Genomic DNA, 14,200 nt, shown 5'->3' with positions numbered 1-14,200 from the left:
GCCCCCCTCGGTCACCGGGCATCCCCTTCCCCGTCCCGGAGCAGCTCTGCGAGCGCCTTCCTGCCCTTGTAGCGGCTGCTGCGCACCGCCTCCGAGGTCATCCGCAGCTGCGCGGCGATCTCGGCCGCGGTGTAACCCTCGAACGACCAGGCGAGCACCTGCCGCTGCCGTGGCGGTAGCCGCCGCAGGGCGGCCCGGACGTCCTGTGTCAGGTCGGCGAGAGCCGACCCGCTGGGCAGCGGCGGCAGGCGCTCGGCGATCTCCTCGACGGGGACCGGGTCGAGCCGCGCCAACCGTTCGGCGTACGCCCGGGACGCCGTTGCTCTGGCCCACGCCTTCGGGTGCTCGATGGTGTGCCAGTGGCGGTACGCCCTGTGCATCGTCTCCTGCATCACGTCGTAGGCGTCGGCCTCGGAGGCGCCCTGCAGGATCAGCCAGCCCGCGAGGCGGGTGGCGAAGGCCCGGTAGAAGGCGCTGAACTCCTCGACGACCTGGTCGCGGTCCATCGCCCAGGCCGTGGTGGACGTGTCGGGACCGGGAAGCAGGGCCTTGACCTGCTCGGCGATCTCCTTGGCGAGGGTGGGAAACGCCTCGGACACCGACCGGGGCCGGTCGGCGGTGCGGTCATCCACGGCGACCCCCCGACTGCGCGGCGGCGGGCACCGTCAGGGTGAGGCACGAGCCGTCGGCGCGCTGGTCGCGGAGCCGGCCGCCGCCGGGCAGCGCCTCGGCGATCGCGACGAGCGCGTCACCCCGGGTCTTCTCCTGCTGGTCGCGCCACCGCACGCGGATCCACAACGCCCCCAGCACTGTGAGGTTGCCGGCGACCGCGGTGACGACCCACCCCCAGCCGATGATCTCCAACCCTGGGCCTCTTCTCTCGTCGGCCGGCGCCTGTCGCGCGGCTCTGCAAGGTAGAGGGGTCACGACGGGCCGACCGTGAACCGCGGTGACCAAGATTTTTTGCGGCGGCGCCCCGCCGGGGCGGGTCACCGCCGTGGCAGCACCCCCGGCGCGCCGACATGGGCGGCGAGCGCCAGTTGTCCGTGTCGGTGCCGGCCGCACGCCACGCGACACCACCCGGGCGCGCACACCGGGACACGAACCACCCACGGCAGCGGCGTCGATCACCCCCGAGGGGGTGGCGAACACCCGCTGGGCTGGGCAGCATGGATGGCATGGACTACGAATACGCGCCGCTGCGGCTGCCGCCGAACGTCGACCGGTTGACCGCCGCGGCGCAGTTGGCGATCCAGGCGGAGTTCTCCGGATGGGAGTTGGCCCGGGTGCGGCTGTACCGGGACGGCACACGGCAGGTGGTGCTCCGGCGGCGGCGGGTCAACCAGCCGCAGCCGGGTCTGTCGTACTGACGGCCGAACGCCCGGGGCCCACGTGGACCCCGGGCGTCGAACGGCCCTAGTGCTGGTGCCCGGCGTGGTCGTGGTCGTCGTCGAGCTCCAGGAACGGGTGCTCGTCGAGCCGGCCGACCAGCCGGTCGTCGACCGCCGGCTGGAACGGGCCGACCGCGTCGTCGTCGTCGAACGACTCCAGGTCGACCGGGGTGCCCACCTCGCTGACCATCACCACCCCGTCGAGGGGCTCCAGCTCGGGGACGTCCAGCGCGCCGAGCGAGCCGTCGCCGCTCTGCAGCAACTCCAGGACCGCCTCGCCGACACCCTCCACCGGCGCCGGCTCGTCGTCCTCCGGGGTGCCCTCGCGGCGGGCCGCCTCGGCCACCCGCAGCAGCGCGGCGACACTCGGCACCCGGTAGTCGCGACGCTGCCGCACCGAGATCACCCGGGGGTGCGGGTCGCTGGCCTCGGAGCCCTCCGGGCCGCCGAAGCGCTCGTCGGCCTCGTCCGGGTCGATCGAGTCGACATCCCACGGCGTCACCTCGCCGAAGGCGTCGAGCAACCGCTCGTCGTACGCGAAGGAGGCGTTGTTCAACGCCACGTAGGCCTGCCAGACGTCGTCGTCGTCGACGCGGCCCTGCGCGGCGCGTACGGCGGCCAGGTGGTGGCGGGCCGCTTCGATCACCCGCTCGAGAGCGGCGTCCAGCTCACCGTGCTGGTCGGTCATGTGGGGCAGTCCCTTCACGTTGGGGAGGTCGCGCGCCGGATGCAGCGCCGGGCGCGGCTAGCAGGTGCGGAGGAACCGGTCGAGAACCCGCACGCCGAACTGTAGTCCGTCGACCGGAACGCGCTCGTCGATGCCGTGGAACAACGCCGAGAAGTTCAGGTCGGCGGGCAGCCGCAGCGGTGCGAACCCGAAGCAGCGGATGCCGAGCTGGGAGAACGCCTTGGCGTCGGTGCCCCCGGAGAGCATGTACGGAACCGGTCGAGCCCCCGGGTCCTCGGCGCGCAGCGCTGCCGACATGGCCTCGACCAGGTCGCCGTCGAAGGTGGTCTCCAGCGCCGGCTGCCGCTGGATGTACTCGATCGCGATGTCCGGGCCGACCAGCTCACGCAGCTGCCGTTCCAGCAGCTCGGACTGGCCGGGCAGGCTGCGGCAGTCGATGGTGGCGGTGGCCCGGCCGGGGATGACGTTGTCCTTGTAGCCGGCGCCGAGGCGGGTCGGGTTGGCGGTGTTGCGGATGGTCGCGCCGATGATGTTGGCGATCGGGCCGAGTTTGGCGATGGCCGTCTCCGGGTCGTCCGGGTCCAGTTCGACGCCGAGCAGGTCGGAGACCTCCTCCAGGAAGGCCCGCACGGTGTCGGTGACCACCACCGGGAAGCGGTGCCGGCCGATCCGGGCGACCGCCTCGGCGAGCGCGGTGACCGCGTTGTCGTCGTGCACCATCGAGCCGTGCCCGGGGCGGCCCTTGGCGTGCAGCCGCAGCCAGTCGATGCCCTTCTCGGCGGTCTCGATGAGGTAGAGCCGCTGGCTGTCGTTCACCGAGTAGGAGAAGCCGCCGACCTCACCGATCGCCTCCGTGCAGCCGTCGAAGAGGTCACTGTGGTTCTCCACGAGGAAACGCGCGCCGTAGTCGCTGCCCGCCTCCTCGTCGGCGGTGTACGCGAGCACGATGTCGCGCGGTGGCCGGACGCCGGTGCGCTGCCAGTGCCGCACCACGGCGAGCACCATCGCGTCGAAGTCCTTCATGTCGATCGCGCCCCGGCCCCAGAGGTAACCGTCGCGCAGCTCGCCGGAGAACGGGTGCACCGACCACTCGTCGGCGTCGGCGGGCACCACGTCCAGGTGGCCGTGCACCAGCAGCGCGCCCCGGCTCGGGTCGGTGCCGGGGATGCGGGCCACCACGTTCGACCGGCCCGGCGCGGACTCGTGCAGGACGGACTCCACGCCCACCTCGGCGAGTTTCTCCGCCACGTACTCGGCGGCGCGGCGCTCGCCGACGCTTGTGTCGTTGTCCCCCGTGTTCGTGGTGTCGATGCGCAGCAGGTCGCGGCAGAGGTCCACGACCTCTGCGGTGGGGTCGGGTCGGGCGGAGGCCGCATCGCTCGTCATCGCCTCTTCATACCAGTCGGCGCGGGCCGACCGGCCGGCGCACCGGTGCGGACGGGCCGGCGCGCCGGTGTCCGGGGGGCCCTCGCATCGACGGGCCCGGTTTCGCCGGGACCGGGTTCGGGTACCGCCGCCCACGACCGCACATCCCTGCCGGAGCTTCCGCCCGCCAGTCGAGGAGGGCACCATGTCCGCCGTTCCCCTGCCGCCGCTGCCGCCCGCACCCGCATCCGAGGAGGGCTACCGGCCCGGTGGCCGCAACATCGCCGACACCGTCGACCGGGAGCACCGCCAACTGTTGGCGCTGCTGGACCAGCTGACCGGCCCGGGCGCCACGCCCCAGGAGGGACTGCCGGTGCTCACCGCCGCGCTGTCGCGGCACCTGTCCGCCGAGGAGCAGTACCTGCTGCCGGCGGTACGCGCCGCGCTGCCGGCCGCCGCCGAGCGGGTGGACGCCGAGATCAACGCCGACGCCAGTCTGCTGAACGCCCTGAAGGGGTTGACGGACGACGCGTTGACCGAGGTCGCCGAGCGGGTTCGTCAGCACGTCGAGGGCGTGGGCAGGCTGGTCACCGAGCTGCGCGCGGTCGCGACCGAGGAGGAGCTGATCCGGCTGGGTAACCGGCTGGAGATCGCCGAGGAGGCGGCGCCGACCCGGCCGCACCCGGGCACTCCGGCCACCCCTCCGTGGAACCGGATCGTCGAGCCGGCGGTCGGGGTGGTGGACAAGATGCTGGACGCGGTGACCCGCCGGCCGACGTACCTGGCGGACCTGCCGGAGTCACCGCGGGACTGAGCGACGGCGACGATCCCAAGTGCATTCATTATCACCGATCCGCTCGGGCTATTCCGCCGGCTGACGCGTAGTCCTACCGTCACGGTATGAACCTGGAGCTGCGTCACCTGCGGGTGGTCTGCGCGATCGCGGAGACGGGGAGCGTGACGAAGGCGGCGTCGGCGCTCGGCCTGGCCCAGCCGGCGCTGACCGCCCAGCTCCAGCGCATCGAGCGGACCCTGGGCGGCCCGCTGTTCGACAGGGACCGGCGCGGCGCCCGGCCCACCGCGCTCGGTGAGCTGGTGCTGGCTCGGGCCCGGGTGCTGCTGCCGGCCATGAAGGGGTTGCAGGACGAGGCGGCCCGGCTGGCCGGGGCCGGCGACGCGCCGCCGTGCTACCGGTTCGGCGGGGTGAACAGCCCGATCCTGGGCCGGATGGTGCACCGCCTGGCCGCCGAGCAGCCGCCCGCCCAGATCACCACGTTGGCGTCCTGGTCGGTGGACGAGCTGGCGCAGCTGGTGGCGGGCGGCCGACTCGACTTCGCGCTGACCGGGGTGTGCGGCGACGCCAGCCCGTCGGCCGGGTTCGGGTTGAGCTGGCAGGAGGTGGCCATCGACCCGGTGCTGGTGCTGCTGCCGGAGACGCACCCCCTGGCGGCGAACGACGAGGTGCGCCTCGCGGACCTGCGCCACGAACAGTGGGTGGCCGCCCCGGGCGACGGGTGTTTCGCCGACTGCTTCGCCGCCGCGTGCGCCCGCGCCGGCTTCACCCCCCGCAAGGTGTACGAGACCGACATCCGCGGCTGCGTCGACCTGGTGGAGGCCGGTGTGGCGGTGGCGTTGTGCCAGGCGACGTTCCGCCCGGTGTCCGGGTTGGTGACCCGCCGCCTCGCCGGCATCCCGCTGCGCTGGCGGCTCCTGCTCGGCTGGCATCCGGACTCCCCCGCCGCCCGGGAGGCCGACCTGATGGTGCAGACGGCGAAGGCGGCGTACGTCGACTCGTTGGCCCCGCATCCCGAGTACCTGGACTGGTTGCTGCGCCACCCGGCGTTCGGCGTCCGGCAGCCGAGCGGGGTCCGACCGGGCTGAGCGGGAGGTATCCGGCCGTTGGCGGTGCGAACCGCCGTTGGCCGGGTATCTGGCGGACATGACCGACCTCTACCCGCCCGCCGACGACCGGGAACTGCTCCGCGAGGCGGCCGCCGCGCACACCGCCGCCACCCGTGCGGTGGAGGCGTTCCTGCGCCGCCTGCCGCAGGTGCCCGACCCGGCCGCCGTCACCGAGTACGCCAACCTGCTCACCCGGGAGGACCAGACCCGCGCCGACCGCGACGCCGCCGCCGACGCGGCGGGGCTGACCATCGCCAGCCTGGAACCGGACCAGGGCCAGTAGCCGAGACGCGACGGCGCCGTCCCCGCCCGGGACGGCGCCGTCGCGCGTGGTCTCGTTCAGCGTTCGACGAGCGGGTCGTGCCCCAGGTCGAGCAGGGAGTGCCGCCAGTCGTCGTCGGCGTTGCCGCGCGACGGCTTGGCGTCCATCAGCTCACGGATCCGCTCGACCGCCTCCCGCATCACCTCGATGTCCTCCGGGGTGAGGTCGACCTTGCGCTTGTTCAGCACCTTGAGGATCTCCCGGCCCGGTTGGGGCAGGTCGAGGTTCGGGTTCGGGCTGAACGACTCCTCCCCGGAGCCCCGGGTCAGCAACCACGTCCGCAGCTGCTCCGACGGGACGTTGACCTCGGCGTGGAAGTCCTCCCAGAGCACTTCCACCTCGGGGTCGAGCCGCGCTTCGCGTACCATCAGGTCTCCTCTCCGGGCGGTTTCCCGGACGTCTCCGGGTCGTCCTTGTCGGTCCTGGGATGCAGGCCCTCCGCGGGCACCCGCGTCCGGCGGGGGTTCGCGGTGGGCGGCGCCAGGATCGGGTCGGGATGGTCGTCCTCGTCCCGGGGTTTCGTGGGCTCGTGCGGGTCCTCGTGCTCGTCGCGTCGCGCCGGCCCGCTCATCGCGGGTGGGTGGTCGTGGCGGCGGTGTACCCCCGCTCGCCCGCGCTCACCTCGAAGGTGAGCGCCCCGTCGCGGACGTCCACTGTGACCTTCTGCCCCGGCGAGATGGCCGACTCCAGCAGCATCCGGGACAGGTGGTTGTCCACCTCCCGCTGGATGACCCGCCGCAGCGGACGGGCGCCGAACTCCGGCTGGTAGCCGTGCTCGGCGAGCCAGTCGATGCCGGCGGTGGTGAACTCCACCTGGAGATCCTGGGCGTGCATGCGACGGCGGGTCTCCTCCAACAGCAGCGCGGTGATGTCGCGCAACTGCTCGGCTTCCAGCCGGCGGAAGATGATGACCTCGTCGATGCGGTTGAGGAACTCCGGGCGGAAGTTCTCCTGGAGGCGGCGCATCAGCCGTTCCCGCAGCTCGTCGTTCTCCTGCTCGCTGCCCACGTCGCCGGTGCCGAAGCCGACCGAGCGCTGGGCCCCGGTGATCAGCTCCGAGCCGAGGTTGCTGGTCATGATCAGTACGGTGTTCTTGAAGTTCACGGTGCGGCCCTGGCTGTCGGTCAGCCGCCCGTCGTCGAGCACCTGGAGCAGGATGTTGAACACGTCCGGGTGGGCCTTCTCGATCTCGTCGAGCAGCACCACCGCGTACGGGCGGCGACGCACCGCCTCGGTGAGCTGGCCGGCCTCCTCGTAGCCGACGTATCCGGGTGGCGCGCCGACCAGCCGGCTGACCGTGTGCCGTTCCTGGAACTCGCTCATGTCCACCCGGACCATCCGGTCCGCCTCGCCGAACAGCGCCTCGGCCAGGGCGCGGGCCAGCTCGGTCTTGCCGACGCCGGTCGGGCCGAGGAACAGGAAGCTGCCCATCGGCCGTTCCGGGTCGGCCAGCCCGGCCCGGGAGCGACGGACGGCCTCGGCGACGGCGGTGACCGCGTCGTCCTGACCGACCACCTTCTGGTGCAGGTGTCCCTCCAGGCGCAGCAGCCGGTCCCGTTCCTCCTCGGTGAGCTGGCTGACCGGAATGCCGGTGGCCCGGGAGACCACCTCGGCGATCTCCTGCGGACCCACCTCGGGCACCTGGGAGGAGGACAGCCCGTCGTCGCCGTTCGCCCGCCGGATCTCCTGCTCCAACTCGGCGATCCGGTCCCGCAGGGCGGACGCGCGCTCGTACTGCTCGTCGGTGACGGCCTGTTCCTTGTCCCGGCGTACCTCGTCGAGCTCCTGCTCCAACTCCCGCACGTCGGAGGCGGGGGTACGGGTGCGCAACCGCACCCGCGCGCCGGCCTGGTCGATCAGGTCGATGGCCTTGTCGGGCAGGAACCGGTCGGTGACGTACCGGTCGGACAGCTCGGCGGCGGCGACGAGCGCCTCGTCGGTGAAACGCACCTGGTGGTGGGCCTCGTACCGGTCGCGCAGCCCGCGCAGGATCGCGATGGTGTCGTCGACGCCGGGCTCGGGCACCAGCACCGGCTGGAAGCGCCGGGCCAACGCGGCGTCCTTCTCGATGCTCTTGCGGTACTCGTCGAGCGTGGTCGCGCCGATCACCCGCAACTCGCCGCGGGCGAGGGCGGGCTTGAGCATGTTGGACGCGTCCATCCCGCCCTCGCTGCCGGCGCCACCCGCCCCGACCAGGGTGTGGATCTCGTCCATGAAGATGATCAGCTCGTCCCGGTGCGCCCGGATCTCGTCGATCACCTTCTTCAGCCGTTCCTCGAAGTCGCCCCGGTACCGGGTGCCGGCGACCAGGCCGGCCAGGTCGAGTTGGACGACCCGCTTGCCGAGCAGGGTCTGCGGGACGTCCCCGTCGCAGATCCGTTCGGCCAACCCCTCGACGATGGCGGTCTTGCCGACGCCGGCCTCGCCGATCAGCACCGGGTTGTTCTTGGTGCGCCGGGACAGGATCTCGACGGCCTGCTCGATCTCGTCGGCCCGGCCGATCACCGGGTCGATCTGGTCGTTGCGGGCCAGGTCGGTGAGGTCCTGCCCGTACTGGTCGAGGGTGGGCGTGCCGCGATCCGGCTTCGGGCCGTTCATCGGCCCGCGCTCGGCGTTGGCCGCCTGCAACGACTCGGGTTGGATCCGGCCGGCGGCCAGCATCCGACCGGCCGGCGACTCGGGGTTGAGCGGCAGCGCCATCAGGATGTGCTCGGGGCCGATGTAGTTGGCGCCCATCGCCCGGGACAACTGGTGGGCGTCGAGCAGCGCCCGCTTGGCGGCGGGGGTCAGCGACAGGTTGGGCGGCACCTCTCCGCGCGGCGCGCCGTCACCCTTGCCGCCGAGGGCGTTGAGCAGGGTGTCCGGGTCGGCGCCGGCCCGGCGTACCAGGTCACGTAGCGGTTCGCGTTGCAGCGCCGCCCAGAGCAGGTGGTCGGTGTCCAGGTCGTTGCTGTGGCGTTGCGCGGCCCGCCGGGCCGCGTCGGCAAGCATCTCCCGGGCGTCCGCCGTCATCAGTCGGGTGATGTCGACCCGGTGCGGCGGTCGGCGCCCTCCCTCGCCCCGACCGAAGTACCTGGCCAGGAATTCGTCCCACGGGTCGGAGCCGGTGTCACCGGGTCCCATCATGTCTGTCCTCCGCATTCGGGCGCGGCACGGTCGGCAGGGGCTACCCGGCGCGCGCCCCGACAAACGCCGTGGGAGGCGGCGTACCGGCATCCCGGGAGTGGCGTCGGACCGGGGCCGGCCGTTGGTGGCAGGCTGACCGGATGGATGAGACCCCGTTGCTGATCGTGGATGGCGCCAACGTGGTGGGCTCCCGCCCGAACGGGTGGTGGCGGGACCGCGCCGGGGCGGCGACCCGCCTGCGCGACTCCCTCGCCCCGGTGGCGACGATCGGGCTGCCGGCCCGCCTGCCCGCCCCGGTCGAGGTGGTGCTGGTGGTCGAGGGGGCCGCGCGGGACGTGCCCGGCACCGACGACGTCCGGGTGGTCTCGGCCCCCGGCTCCGGCGACGACAGCGTTGTCGACCTGGTCGCTGGCGCACCGCAGCGACGCCGGTTGGTGGTCACCGCGGACCGGGAGCTGCGCGAGCGGGTCACCGCCCTGGGCGCGGAGGTGTACGGGCCCCGCTGGCTCCGCGAGAATTGAGAAGTTCTCGCACTGGGAGTCCCACAGAACGGACTCCCGGCACTTCGGGGGGCCTTCCGGACAGGCGGGCAGGAACACCGACAGGGCGGATGTTCTTTCGCGGCGGCCGATAGGCTCTAATGGAGATCTCCCCGCCCCCAGGAGGTTCCGCCGTGGCGAGCGTCGCCGAGCTGAAGGCCGCCATCGATGTCGCCCTCCAACAGATCGGTGACGGGCAGACAGCCGTGCAGGCGGCCGGCGAGAAACTGGCCGAGGCGCAGCAGACGCTGGCCGGCGCGCTGGAGGGCAGCGGGCACGAGACGGTGGAGGCGGCCCAGGCGTCGCTGACACAGGCCAGCCAGGAGCTGGAGGAGTGTCTCGCCGCGACACTTGTCGCGGTCGAGCAGGCGCAGCTCTACGTCGCGACCCTGTAGGCCGCCATGTCCATCATCGAGGACGTCGGTGGGCAGGTCCGCGCCGCCAGCGAGGAGTTCCCGCTGGCCCTGCTCGGGCAGGCGCTGGAGAAGTTCGGCCTGGCCGCGGAGCGGCTGCGCTGGGTGCGCCAGGAGTCGGCCAACCCGATGGGCGTGCCCGAGTTGTCCGCCGCGACCGAGCACGCCGAGAGCGCCGGATACGCGTTGCGGGTGGCCCAGGAGCAGCTCTCGGCGTACCTGTCGGCGATCGGGCTGGGCGCGGACGGCGCCCCGGCGCCGCGCCCTGAGCAACGCACTCCCCGACACGACACACCACCGCCCGCCGGACCCACCACGGTCGCGCCGGAGCCGGCCGAGCAGGTGCGGATGAGCCGCTGGTGGTCGGTGCGGGTGGCCGAGCTGACCGGCGGGCGCGAGGGCACCGACGACGGACCAGACGAGCGGGTGGACGACTCCCAGGAGTTGTTGCGCCGAGTGGTGGGCGGTGTCCGCTCCGGCGACCGGGACCGGCTCCGCAAGGAGCTGCGCCGGGCACCTGCCGACGTGGGGCTGGGGATGGCGGCGCTGGCGCCACCGCTGCTGCGCGAGCTGGCCGGGGAGCTGCTGGGGCACCCGCCGCGCGCCGCCGACCTCGGTCGGCTGCGCCGGGAGTTGGACGGGCGGGTCCGGGACCTGCTGCCCGGGCTGCCGCCGCCGGTGCTGGAGACGCTGCTGACCCGGGTGTGCCGGATGCCGCCGCCGCGCGCCTCCGGGGAGCCGCCGCACGCCGCCGACTCCGCGGTGACCGCCGGGGTGGCGACCGGGGTGCTGCTCGCCCGCCTCGGCCGGGACCTGCCCTCCGGCGACCGGGCCCGACAGTCCGCCCCGGACCAACAGGCCGGCGCGGACCAACAAGCGGGCGCGGACCGACGAGCCAGCGTGGACCAACGAGCGGGCGCGGGCCAACGAGCGGGCGCGGGCCAACGAGCCGGCGCGGGTGCGCGCGCTGATGGTGCGGTCCGGCGGTCGGGGGACGCTGGTGGACAGCGCTCCGGTGGGCTGCCGCCGCCACGCGCGGGCAGCCCGTGGCGGGACGCGCCGACTCGGCGGGGCTCCGATGGCTGACCGGCGTGGCCAGTTGGCCAGGCGGATCCGGGACACGCTTGCCGAGGCGTTGGGCGCCACCCGTACCCGGCTGTCCGCCGCCCAGGCGGAGCTGACCTCCGGGCGGGAACGGCTGGCCCGGGTCCAGCGGGCGGCGGCCGCCGTTCCGGAGCGGGTGGGCGCCCAGCGGGACCGCCGCATCGCCGAGATCGACGCCCGCTACTCCGCCCGGATCGCCGAGCTGGCCCGGCGCGCCGCCGAGGCGGCCCGGCAGGAGGCGCCCGGCTGCGCGGGGGCCGACTGGGCGGGGTGGACACCGACCCCGACCCGGCGGGCGGAGCCGCCCGGCGCGCTGCGGGTCGGCACGGTCCGGATCGACGGCGTCGACCCGGTGCCCGCGCTGGTGCCGCTTCTCGACGCCGGCCACGTCCACCTCTCCGGAGACGATCGGGCCGGCTGCGACGCGGTGGTGTCCGCGCTGCTGCTGCGGGCCGCCGGCCGCGCCGACCCCGGGGCGGTACGGCTTGTCGGGTACGACCCGGAGCAGCTCGGCGGCGGCCTGGCCGGGTTCGCGCCGCTGGGCACGGCGGGGCTGCTCACCTTCGTCGGCCCCGGCGGGCTGGGCCCACTGCTCGACGACCTGGTGGAGCAGATCCGCCGGATCAACGAGACGGTGCTCGCCGGCGAGTACGCCTCGCTGCGTGAACTGGCCGCGGCGACCGGCCGGCGACCCGAGCCGTGGCGGGTGGCGGTGCTGCTCGGCGGCGACGAGCTGAACCGGCACGAGCGCGGCCAGCTGGACCGGGTGGTCCGCGCCGGCGCGGCCTGCGGGGTGCACCTGGTGGTGCACGGTGTGTCGGTGCCGGAGGACCCGACGGTGACCCGGGTGGTGGCCGGGGCCGCCGGTGCGCGGATCGGCGGGTCGGCCGGGCTGCCGGTCCGGCTGGACCCGCCGCCACCGGCGACGCTGGTGACCGAGACCTGCCGGGAGATCGCCGCCCGGGTGAACGCGGGCCCGCCGCCGACGCCGTTCGCGGACCTGCTGCCCCCACCCGAGCTGATGTGGCGGGAAGACTCCGCCGACGGGTTGACGGCGCCGATCGGTGAGGGACCGCAGGGCCGGCCGGTACGGCTGACCTTGGGCGACTATCCACCGCACGCGCTGATCGGCGGGCCGTCCGGCACCGGCAAGACCAACCTGATCTTCGCGTGGATCGGCGCTCTCGCCGCCCGCTACTCCCCCGCCGAGCTGGAGTTCTACCTGCTGGACTTCAAGGAGGGGGTGTCCTTCGCGCGGTTCGCGCAGGGCCGGCGTGACCCGAGCTGGTTGCCGCACATGCGCCTGGTCGGCATCAACGTCAACACCGACCGGGAGTTCGGGCTGGCGCTGCTGCGGTTCCTCGCCGAGGAGCTGCGCCGGCGGGCCGACGCGGCCAAGAAGCACGAGGTGACCAAGCTGGCCGAGCTGCGGGCGGTCGACCCGACCGGGCACTGGCCCCGCATCGTCGCGGTCGTCGACGAGTTCCAGATGCTGCTCGCCGGTCGGGACGTGGTCGCCCGGGAGGCGGCCGACCTGCTGGAGGACCTGGCCCGGCGCGGCCGGTCGCAGGGCATCCACCTGGTGCTCGCCTCGCAGGACGTACGGGGCATCGAGGCGCTGTGGGGTCGCCCCGCGCTGGTCGCCCAGTTCACCCTGCGCATCGCGCTGCCCAAGGCGCTGCGGATCCTCGCCGAACGCAACGACGCGGCGCAGTCGCTGCCCCGCTGGCACGCGGTGGTCAACGCCGAGTCGGGAATGGTGGAGGGCAACGAGGTCGCCCGGATCCCGTCGGCCAGCGACTGGGAGACGTGGAGCGGGTTGCAGCACCGGCTGTGGCGGATGCGTCCGGCCGACGCGGCGCCGGCCCGCCTCTTCGACGGCGACGCGATCCCCCGGCTGGCGGACGCCCCGGACTTCCGGACGCTCACCGCGCCGCCGGACGGCAGCGTGCCGCGCAGCCCGGTGGCCCTGCTCGGCGAGATCATCGACGTGCAGTCCCGCTCGGCGGCGCTGCGCCTGCCACGCGCCCCCGGTCGTAACCTCGCGGTGCTGGGCACCCGGGTGGACGAGGCGTGCGCGGTGCTGGACGCGGCAGCCCGGTCGCTCGCCCGCCAGCATCCGCCCGGCACCGCCCGGTTCTCCATCGCCTGCCTCGACGCGGACGCCGACCCGATGGCCCGTGCCCTCTACGACGACCTGGCCGACGACGCCGCCTGGTACGACGAGGAGACGGTGGGCGAGCTGATGGCCGAGACGGCCGACGGGCTGACCGGGCCGGGCACCCCGCACTACCTGCTGCTGTTCGCTGTCGACGCGGCGGCCGGCGCGCTGGCCGCCCGCGTGGGGCGACGCACCGGCCTGGAGCAGCTCCGCCGGATCCTGCACGACGGGCCGGAACGACGGACGCACGTCCTGGCCTGGTGGCGGGGGGTGGCCCGGATGCGCGCCGACCTCGGTGGGCCGGCCGCCCGCACCGACCAGATCGGCGCCTGGGTGGCGCTGGACGCGCACGGCGGCGAGCTGGGCTCCTCGCTCTACCCGGGCACCGGGGGCCCGGACTGGTATCCGCGCCCCTGGCGGGGGCTCTTCTTCGACCGGGCGGTCCACCGCACCGGACAGGTGATCATCCCCTATGGACCGTCGCGATGAACGAACCAGTGGCCAGTGAGACGTACGCGGCGCAGTTGCGGCGACTCGCCGAGCTGACCGCGCGGGTGGGTGAGCAGCGCGCCGAGGCGCACACCTGGTACGAGCGGCAGTGCGCGGCCGCCGAACGGGCCGTCGCCGACGCCGCCGAGCAGGTCCGGTACGCCGAGGTGGAACTCGTCGAGGCGCGCGAGCAGCAGGAACGGGTCGACGCCGAGGTGGCGCACCTGTGGCAGCAGGTGCGGACCCGCCTCGGCGCCCGTCGTCTCGGCGGCCCACCCGCTCCGGCGAACAGCGGCGGGGCCACCGACGCGGTGGTGCTGCTCACCCGGGCCCGGGACCTGCTCGACCGGGCCGGGCAACCGGGTGAGCTGCCCGGTTCGGTCAACCCCCTGCTGGCGCTCTGCGGGGTGGCCGGCGCGGTGCTCGCGTACGCGCTGGGTGTCGGGGCACGGGCGTTGGGCGTCGGGTACGGCGGCGACCTGGCGGTCGGGATGCCGGTGCTGGCGTTGGTGGTGACCCTGTTCGGGCCGTTGGTCGGGTTGGCGCCGGCGCGGGTGCTTGCCGACCGCCGGCACGCGGTGCTCGGTCCCCGGCCGATCACCGTGGTGCTCGGCGCGGGCCTGCTGACCACCGCGCTGCTGCTGGCGGTCGGCCGGTGACCGATCAGTCCACCGAGGCTGTCGAGAAGCTGACCACCGGC

16 protein-coding genes are annotated in these 14,200 nt (G+C 74.0%); 9 read left to right on the top strand and 7 right to left on the bottom strand.

Annotated elements, in window-relative coordinates; genetic code table 11:
* Positions 1 to 11: 11 nt before the first annotated feature.
* Together ACQPWW_RS16485 and ACQPWW_RS16480 are read right to left on the bottom strand one after the other, a co-directional pair.
* Complete coding sequence (locus ACQPWW_RS16485; protein WP_433133671.1) at positions 12 to 632, bottom strand: RNA polymerase sigma factor; 621 nt, start codon at positions 630 to 632, stop codon at positions 12 to 14.
* A complete protein-coding gene (locus ACQPWW_RS16480) occupies positions 625 to 864 on the bottom strand; it encodes a hypothetical protein (protein WP_433133669.1) in 240 nt (79 codons plus the stop codon). Before ACQPWW_RS16480 ends, ACQPWW_RS16485 begins: the two co-directional genes overlap by 8 nt.
* Before the next feature lie 314 nt (positions 865 to 1,178).
* Between ACQPWW_RS16480 and ACQPWW_RS16475 the strand changes: the two genes are divergently transcribed.
* The gene (locus tag ACQPWW_RS16475) at positions 1,179 to 1,370 is read left to right on the top strand and encodes a DUF5703 family protein (protein ID WP_013734349.1); all 192 of its coding nucleotides are present in this window, start codon (positions 1,179 to 1,181) and stop codon (positions 1,368 to 1,370) included.
* A 46-nt stretch (positions 1,371 to 1,416) separates the two neighbouring features.
* Here the strand turns inward: ACQPWW_RS16475 and ACQPWW_RS16470 are convergent, their stop codons facing one another.
* A complete protein-coding gene (locus tag ACQPWW_RS16470) occupies positions 1,417 to 2,079 on the bottom strand; it encodes a hypothetical protein (RefSeq protein WP_357374921.1) in 663 nt (220 codons plus the stop codon).
* Between the two features lie 57 nt (positions 2,080 to 2,136).
* Positions 2,137 to 3,465: a M20/M25/M40 family metallo-hydrolase gene (locus ACQPWW_RS16465; protein WP_433133667.1), complete on the bottom strand. Its 1,329-nt coding sequence runs from the start codon at positions 3,463 to 3,465 to the stop codon at positions 2,137 to 2,139.
* Positions 3,466 to 3,649: 184 nt separating this feature from the next.
* Here ACQPWW_RS16465 and ACQPWW_RS16460 point away from each other — a divergent pair, with 184 nt between their 5' ends.
* The 3 genes from ACQPWW_RS16460 to ACQPWW_RS16450 all read left to right on the top strand — a co-directional run bounded on the left by ACQPWW_RS16460 (position 3,650) and on the right by ACQPWW_RS16450 (position 5,629).
* The gene (locus ACQPWW_RS16460) at positions 3,650 to 4,258 is read left to right on the top strand and encodes a hemerythrin domain-containing protein (protein ID WP_433133665.1); all 609 of its coding nucleotides are present in this window, start codon (positions 3,650 to 3,652) and stop codon (positions 4,256 to 4,258) included.
* 86 nt (positions 4,259 to 4,344) lie between these two features.
* Entirely contained in the window at positions 4,345 to 5,325 is a 981-nt protein-coding gene (locus tag ACQPWW_RS16455) for a LysR family transcriptional regulator (RefSeq protein ID WP_433133663.1), read from the top strand.
* A 58-nt stretch (positions 5,326 to 5,383) separates the two neighbouring features.
* On the top strand, positions 5,384 to 5,629 hold the full coding sequence (locus tag ACQPWW_RS16450) for a hypothetical protein (protein WP_355029115.1): 246 nt from the start codon (positions 5,384 to 5,386) through the stop codon (positions 5,627 to 5,629).
* Between the two features lie 56 nt (positions 5,630 to 5,685).
* Here the strand turns inward: ACQPWW_RS16450 and ACQPWW_RS16445 are convergent, their stop codons facing one another.
* Genes ACQPWW_RS16445 through ACQPWW_RS16435 form a run of 3 tightly spaced genes read right to left on the bottom strand, consistent with a single transcriptional unit; the run spans position 5,686 to position 8,794 of the window.
* Complete coding sequence (locus ACQPWW_RS16445) at positions 5,686 to 6,036, bottom strand: DUF3140 domain-containing protein (protein ID WP_088989725.1); 351 nt, start codon at positions 6,034 to 6,036, stop codon at positions 5,686 to 5,688.
* A complete protein-coding gene (locus ACQPWW_RS16440) occupies positions 6,036 to 6,239 on the bottom strand; it encodes a hypothetical protein (protein WP_433133660.1) in 204 nt (67 codons plus the stop codon). Before ACQPWW_RS16440 ends, ACQPWW_RS16445 begins: the two co-directional genes overlap by 1 nt.
* Positions 6,236 to 8,794 carry an ATP-dependent Clp protease ATP-binding subunit gene (locus ACQPWW_RS16435; RefSeq protein WP_433133658.1) on the bottom strand — a complete coding sequence of 853 codons (2,559 nt, stop codon included), beginning with the start codon at positions 8,792 to 8,794 and terminating at the stop codon, positions 6,236 to 6,238. Before ACQPWW_RS16435 ends, ACQPWW_RS16440 begins: the two co-directional genes overlap by 4 nt.
* Positions 8,795 to 8,934: 140 nt before the next feature.
* Between ACQPWW_RS16435 and ACQPWW_RS16430 the strand changes: the two genes are divergently transcribed.
* From ACQPWW_RS16430 to ACQPWW_RS16410, 5 genes are all read left to right on the top strand, one after another.
* Positions 8,935 to 9,315, top strand: coding sequence for a hypothetical protein (locus ACQPWW_RS16430; RefSeq protein WP_433133656.1), 381 nt, complete (start codon positions 8,935 to 8,937; stop codon positions 9,313 to 9,315).
* Between the two features lie 152 nt (positions 9,316 to 9,467).
* Positions 9,468 to 9,728 (top strand): hypothetical protein, encoded by a 261-nt coding sequence (locus ACQPWW_RS16425; protein ID WP_030504016.1) that lies wholly within the window; start codon positions 9,468 to 9,470, stop codon positions 9,726 to 9,728.
* 6 nt (positions 9,729 to 9,734) lie between these two features.
* A complete protein-coding gene (locus ACQPWW_RS16420; protein ID WP_433133654.1) occupies positions 9,735 to 10,832 on the top strand; it encodes a hypothetical protein in 1,098 nt (365 codons plus the stop codon).
* On the top strand, positions 10,825 to 13,500 hold the full coding sequence (locus ACQPWW_RS16415) for an FtsK/SpoIIIE domain-containing protein (RefSeq protein WP_433133652.1): 2,676 nt from the start codon (positions 10,825 to 10,827) through the stop codon (positions 13,498 to 13,500). The genes ACQPWW_RS16420 and ACQPWW_RS16415 overlap by 8 nt, the downstream gene beginning before the upstream one ends.
* Positions 13,497 to 14,159: a hypothetical protein gene (locus tag ACQPWW_RS16410; protein WP_433133650.1), complete on the top strand. Its 663-nt coding sequence runs from the start codon at positions 13,497 to 13,499 to the stop codon at positions 14,157 to 14,159. The genes ACQPWW_RS16415 and ACQPWW_RS16410 overlap by 4 nt, the downstream gene beginning before the upstream one ends.
* Positions 14,160 to 14,200: the final 41 nt, after the last annotated feature.

Origin of the sequence: Micromonospora sp. CA-240977 (assembly GCF_050942285.1) — a bacterium.
Classification (GTDB): Bacteria; Actinomycetota; Actinomycetes; order Mycobacteriales; family Micromonosporaceae; genus Micromonospora.
This window is presented reverse-complemented; position numbering and strand designations above follow the sequence as displayed.

Coding starts and splice junctions, on each gene's coding strand:
- ACQPWW_RS16470 (WP_357374921.1), bottom strand. CDS start 2,079: ATGACCGACCAGCACGGTGAGCTGGACGCCGCTCTCGAGCGGGTGATC.
- ACQPWW_RS16435 (WP_433133658.1), bottom strand. CDS start 8,794: ATGATGGGACCCGGTGACACCGGCTCCGACCCGTGGGACGAATTCCTG.
- ACQPWW_RS16450 (WP_355029115.1), top strand. CDS start 5,384: ATGACCGACCTCTACCCGCCCGCCGACGACCGGGAACTGCTCCGCGAG.
- ACQPWW_RS16410 (WP_433133650.1), top strand. CDS start 13,497: ATGAACGAACCAGTGGCCAGTGAGACGTACGCGGCGCAGTTGCGGCGA.
- ACQPWW_RS16460 (WP_433133665.1), top strand. CDS start 3,650: ATGTCCGCCGTTCCCCTGCCGCCGCTGCCGCCCGCACCCGCATCCGAG.
- ACQPWW_RS16415 (WP_433133652.1), top strand. CDS start 10,825: ATGGCTGACCGGCGTGGCCAGTTGGCCAGGCGGATCCGGGACACGCTT.
- ACQPWW_RS16420 (WP_433133654.1), top strand. CDS start 9,735: ATGTCCATCATCGAGGACGTCGGTGGGCAGGTCCGCGCCGCCAGCGAG.
- ACQPWW_RS16430 (WP_433133656.1), top strand. CDS start 8,935: ATGGATGAGACCCCGTTGCTGATCGTGGATGGCGCCAACGTGGTGGGC.
- ACQPWW_RS16440 (WP_433133660.1), bottom strand. CDS start 6,239: ATGAGCGGGCCGGCGCGACGCGACGAGCACGAGGACCCGCACGAGCCC.
- ACQPWW_RS16465 (WP_433133667.1), bottom strand. CDS start 3,465: ATGACGAGCGATGCGGCCTCCGCCCGACCCGACCCCACCGCAGAGGTC.
- ACQPWW_RS16445 (WP_088989725.1), bottom strand. CDS start 6,036: ATGGTACGCGAAGCGCGGCTCGACCCCGAGGTGGAAGTGCTCTGGGAG.
- ACQPWW_RS16475 (WP_013734349.1), top strand. CDS start 1,179: ATGGACTACGAATACGCGCCGCTGCGGCTGCCGCCGAACGTCGACCGG.
- ACQPWW_RS16455 (WP_433133663.1), top strand. CDS start 4,345: ATGAACCTGGAGCTGCGTCACCTGCGGGTGGTCTGCGCGATCGCGGAG.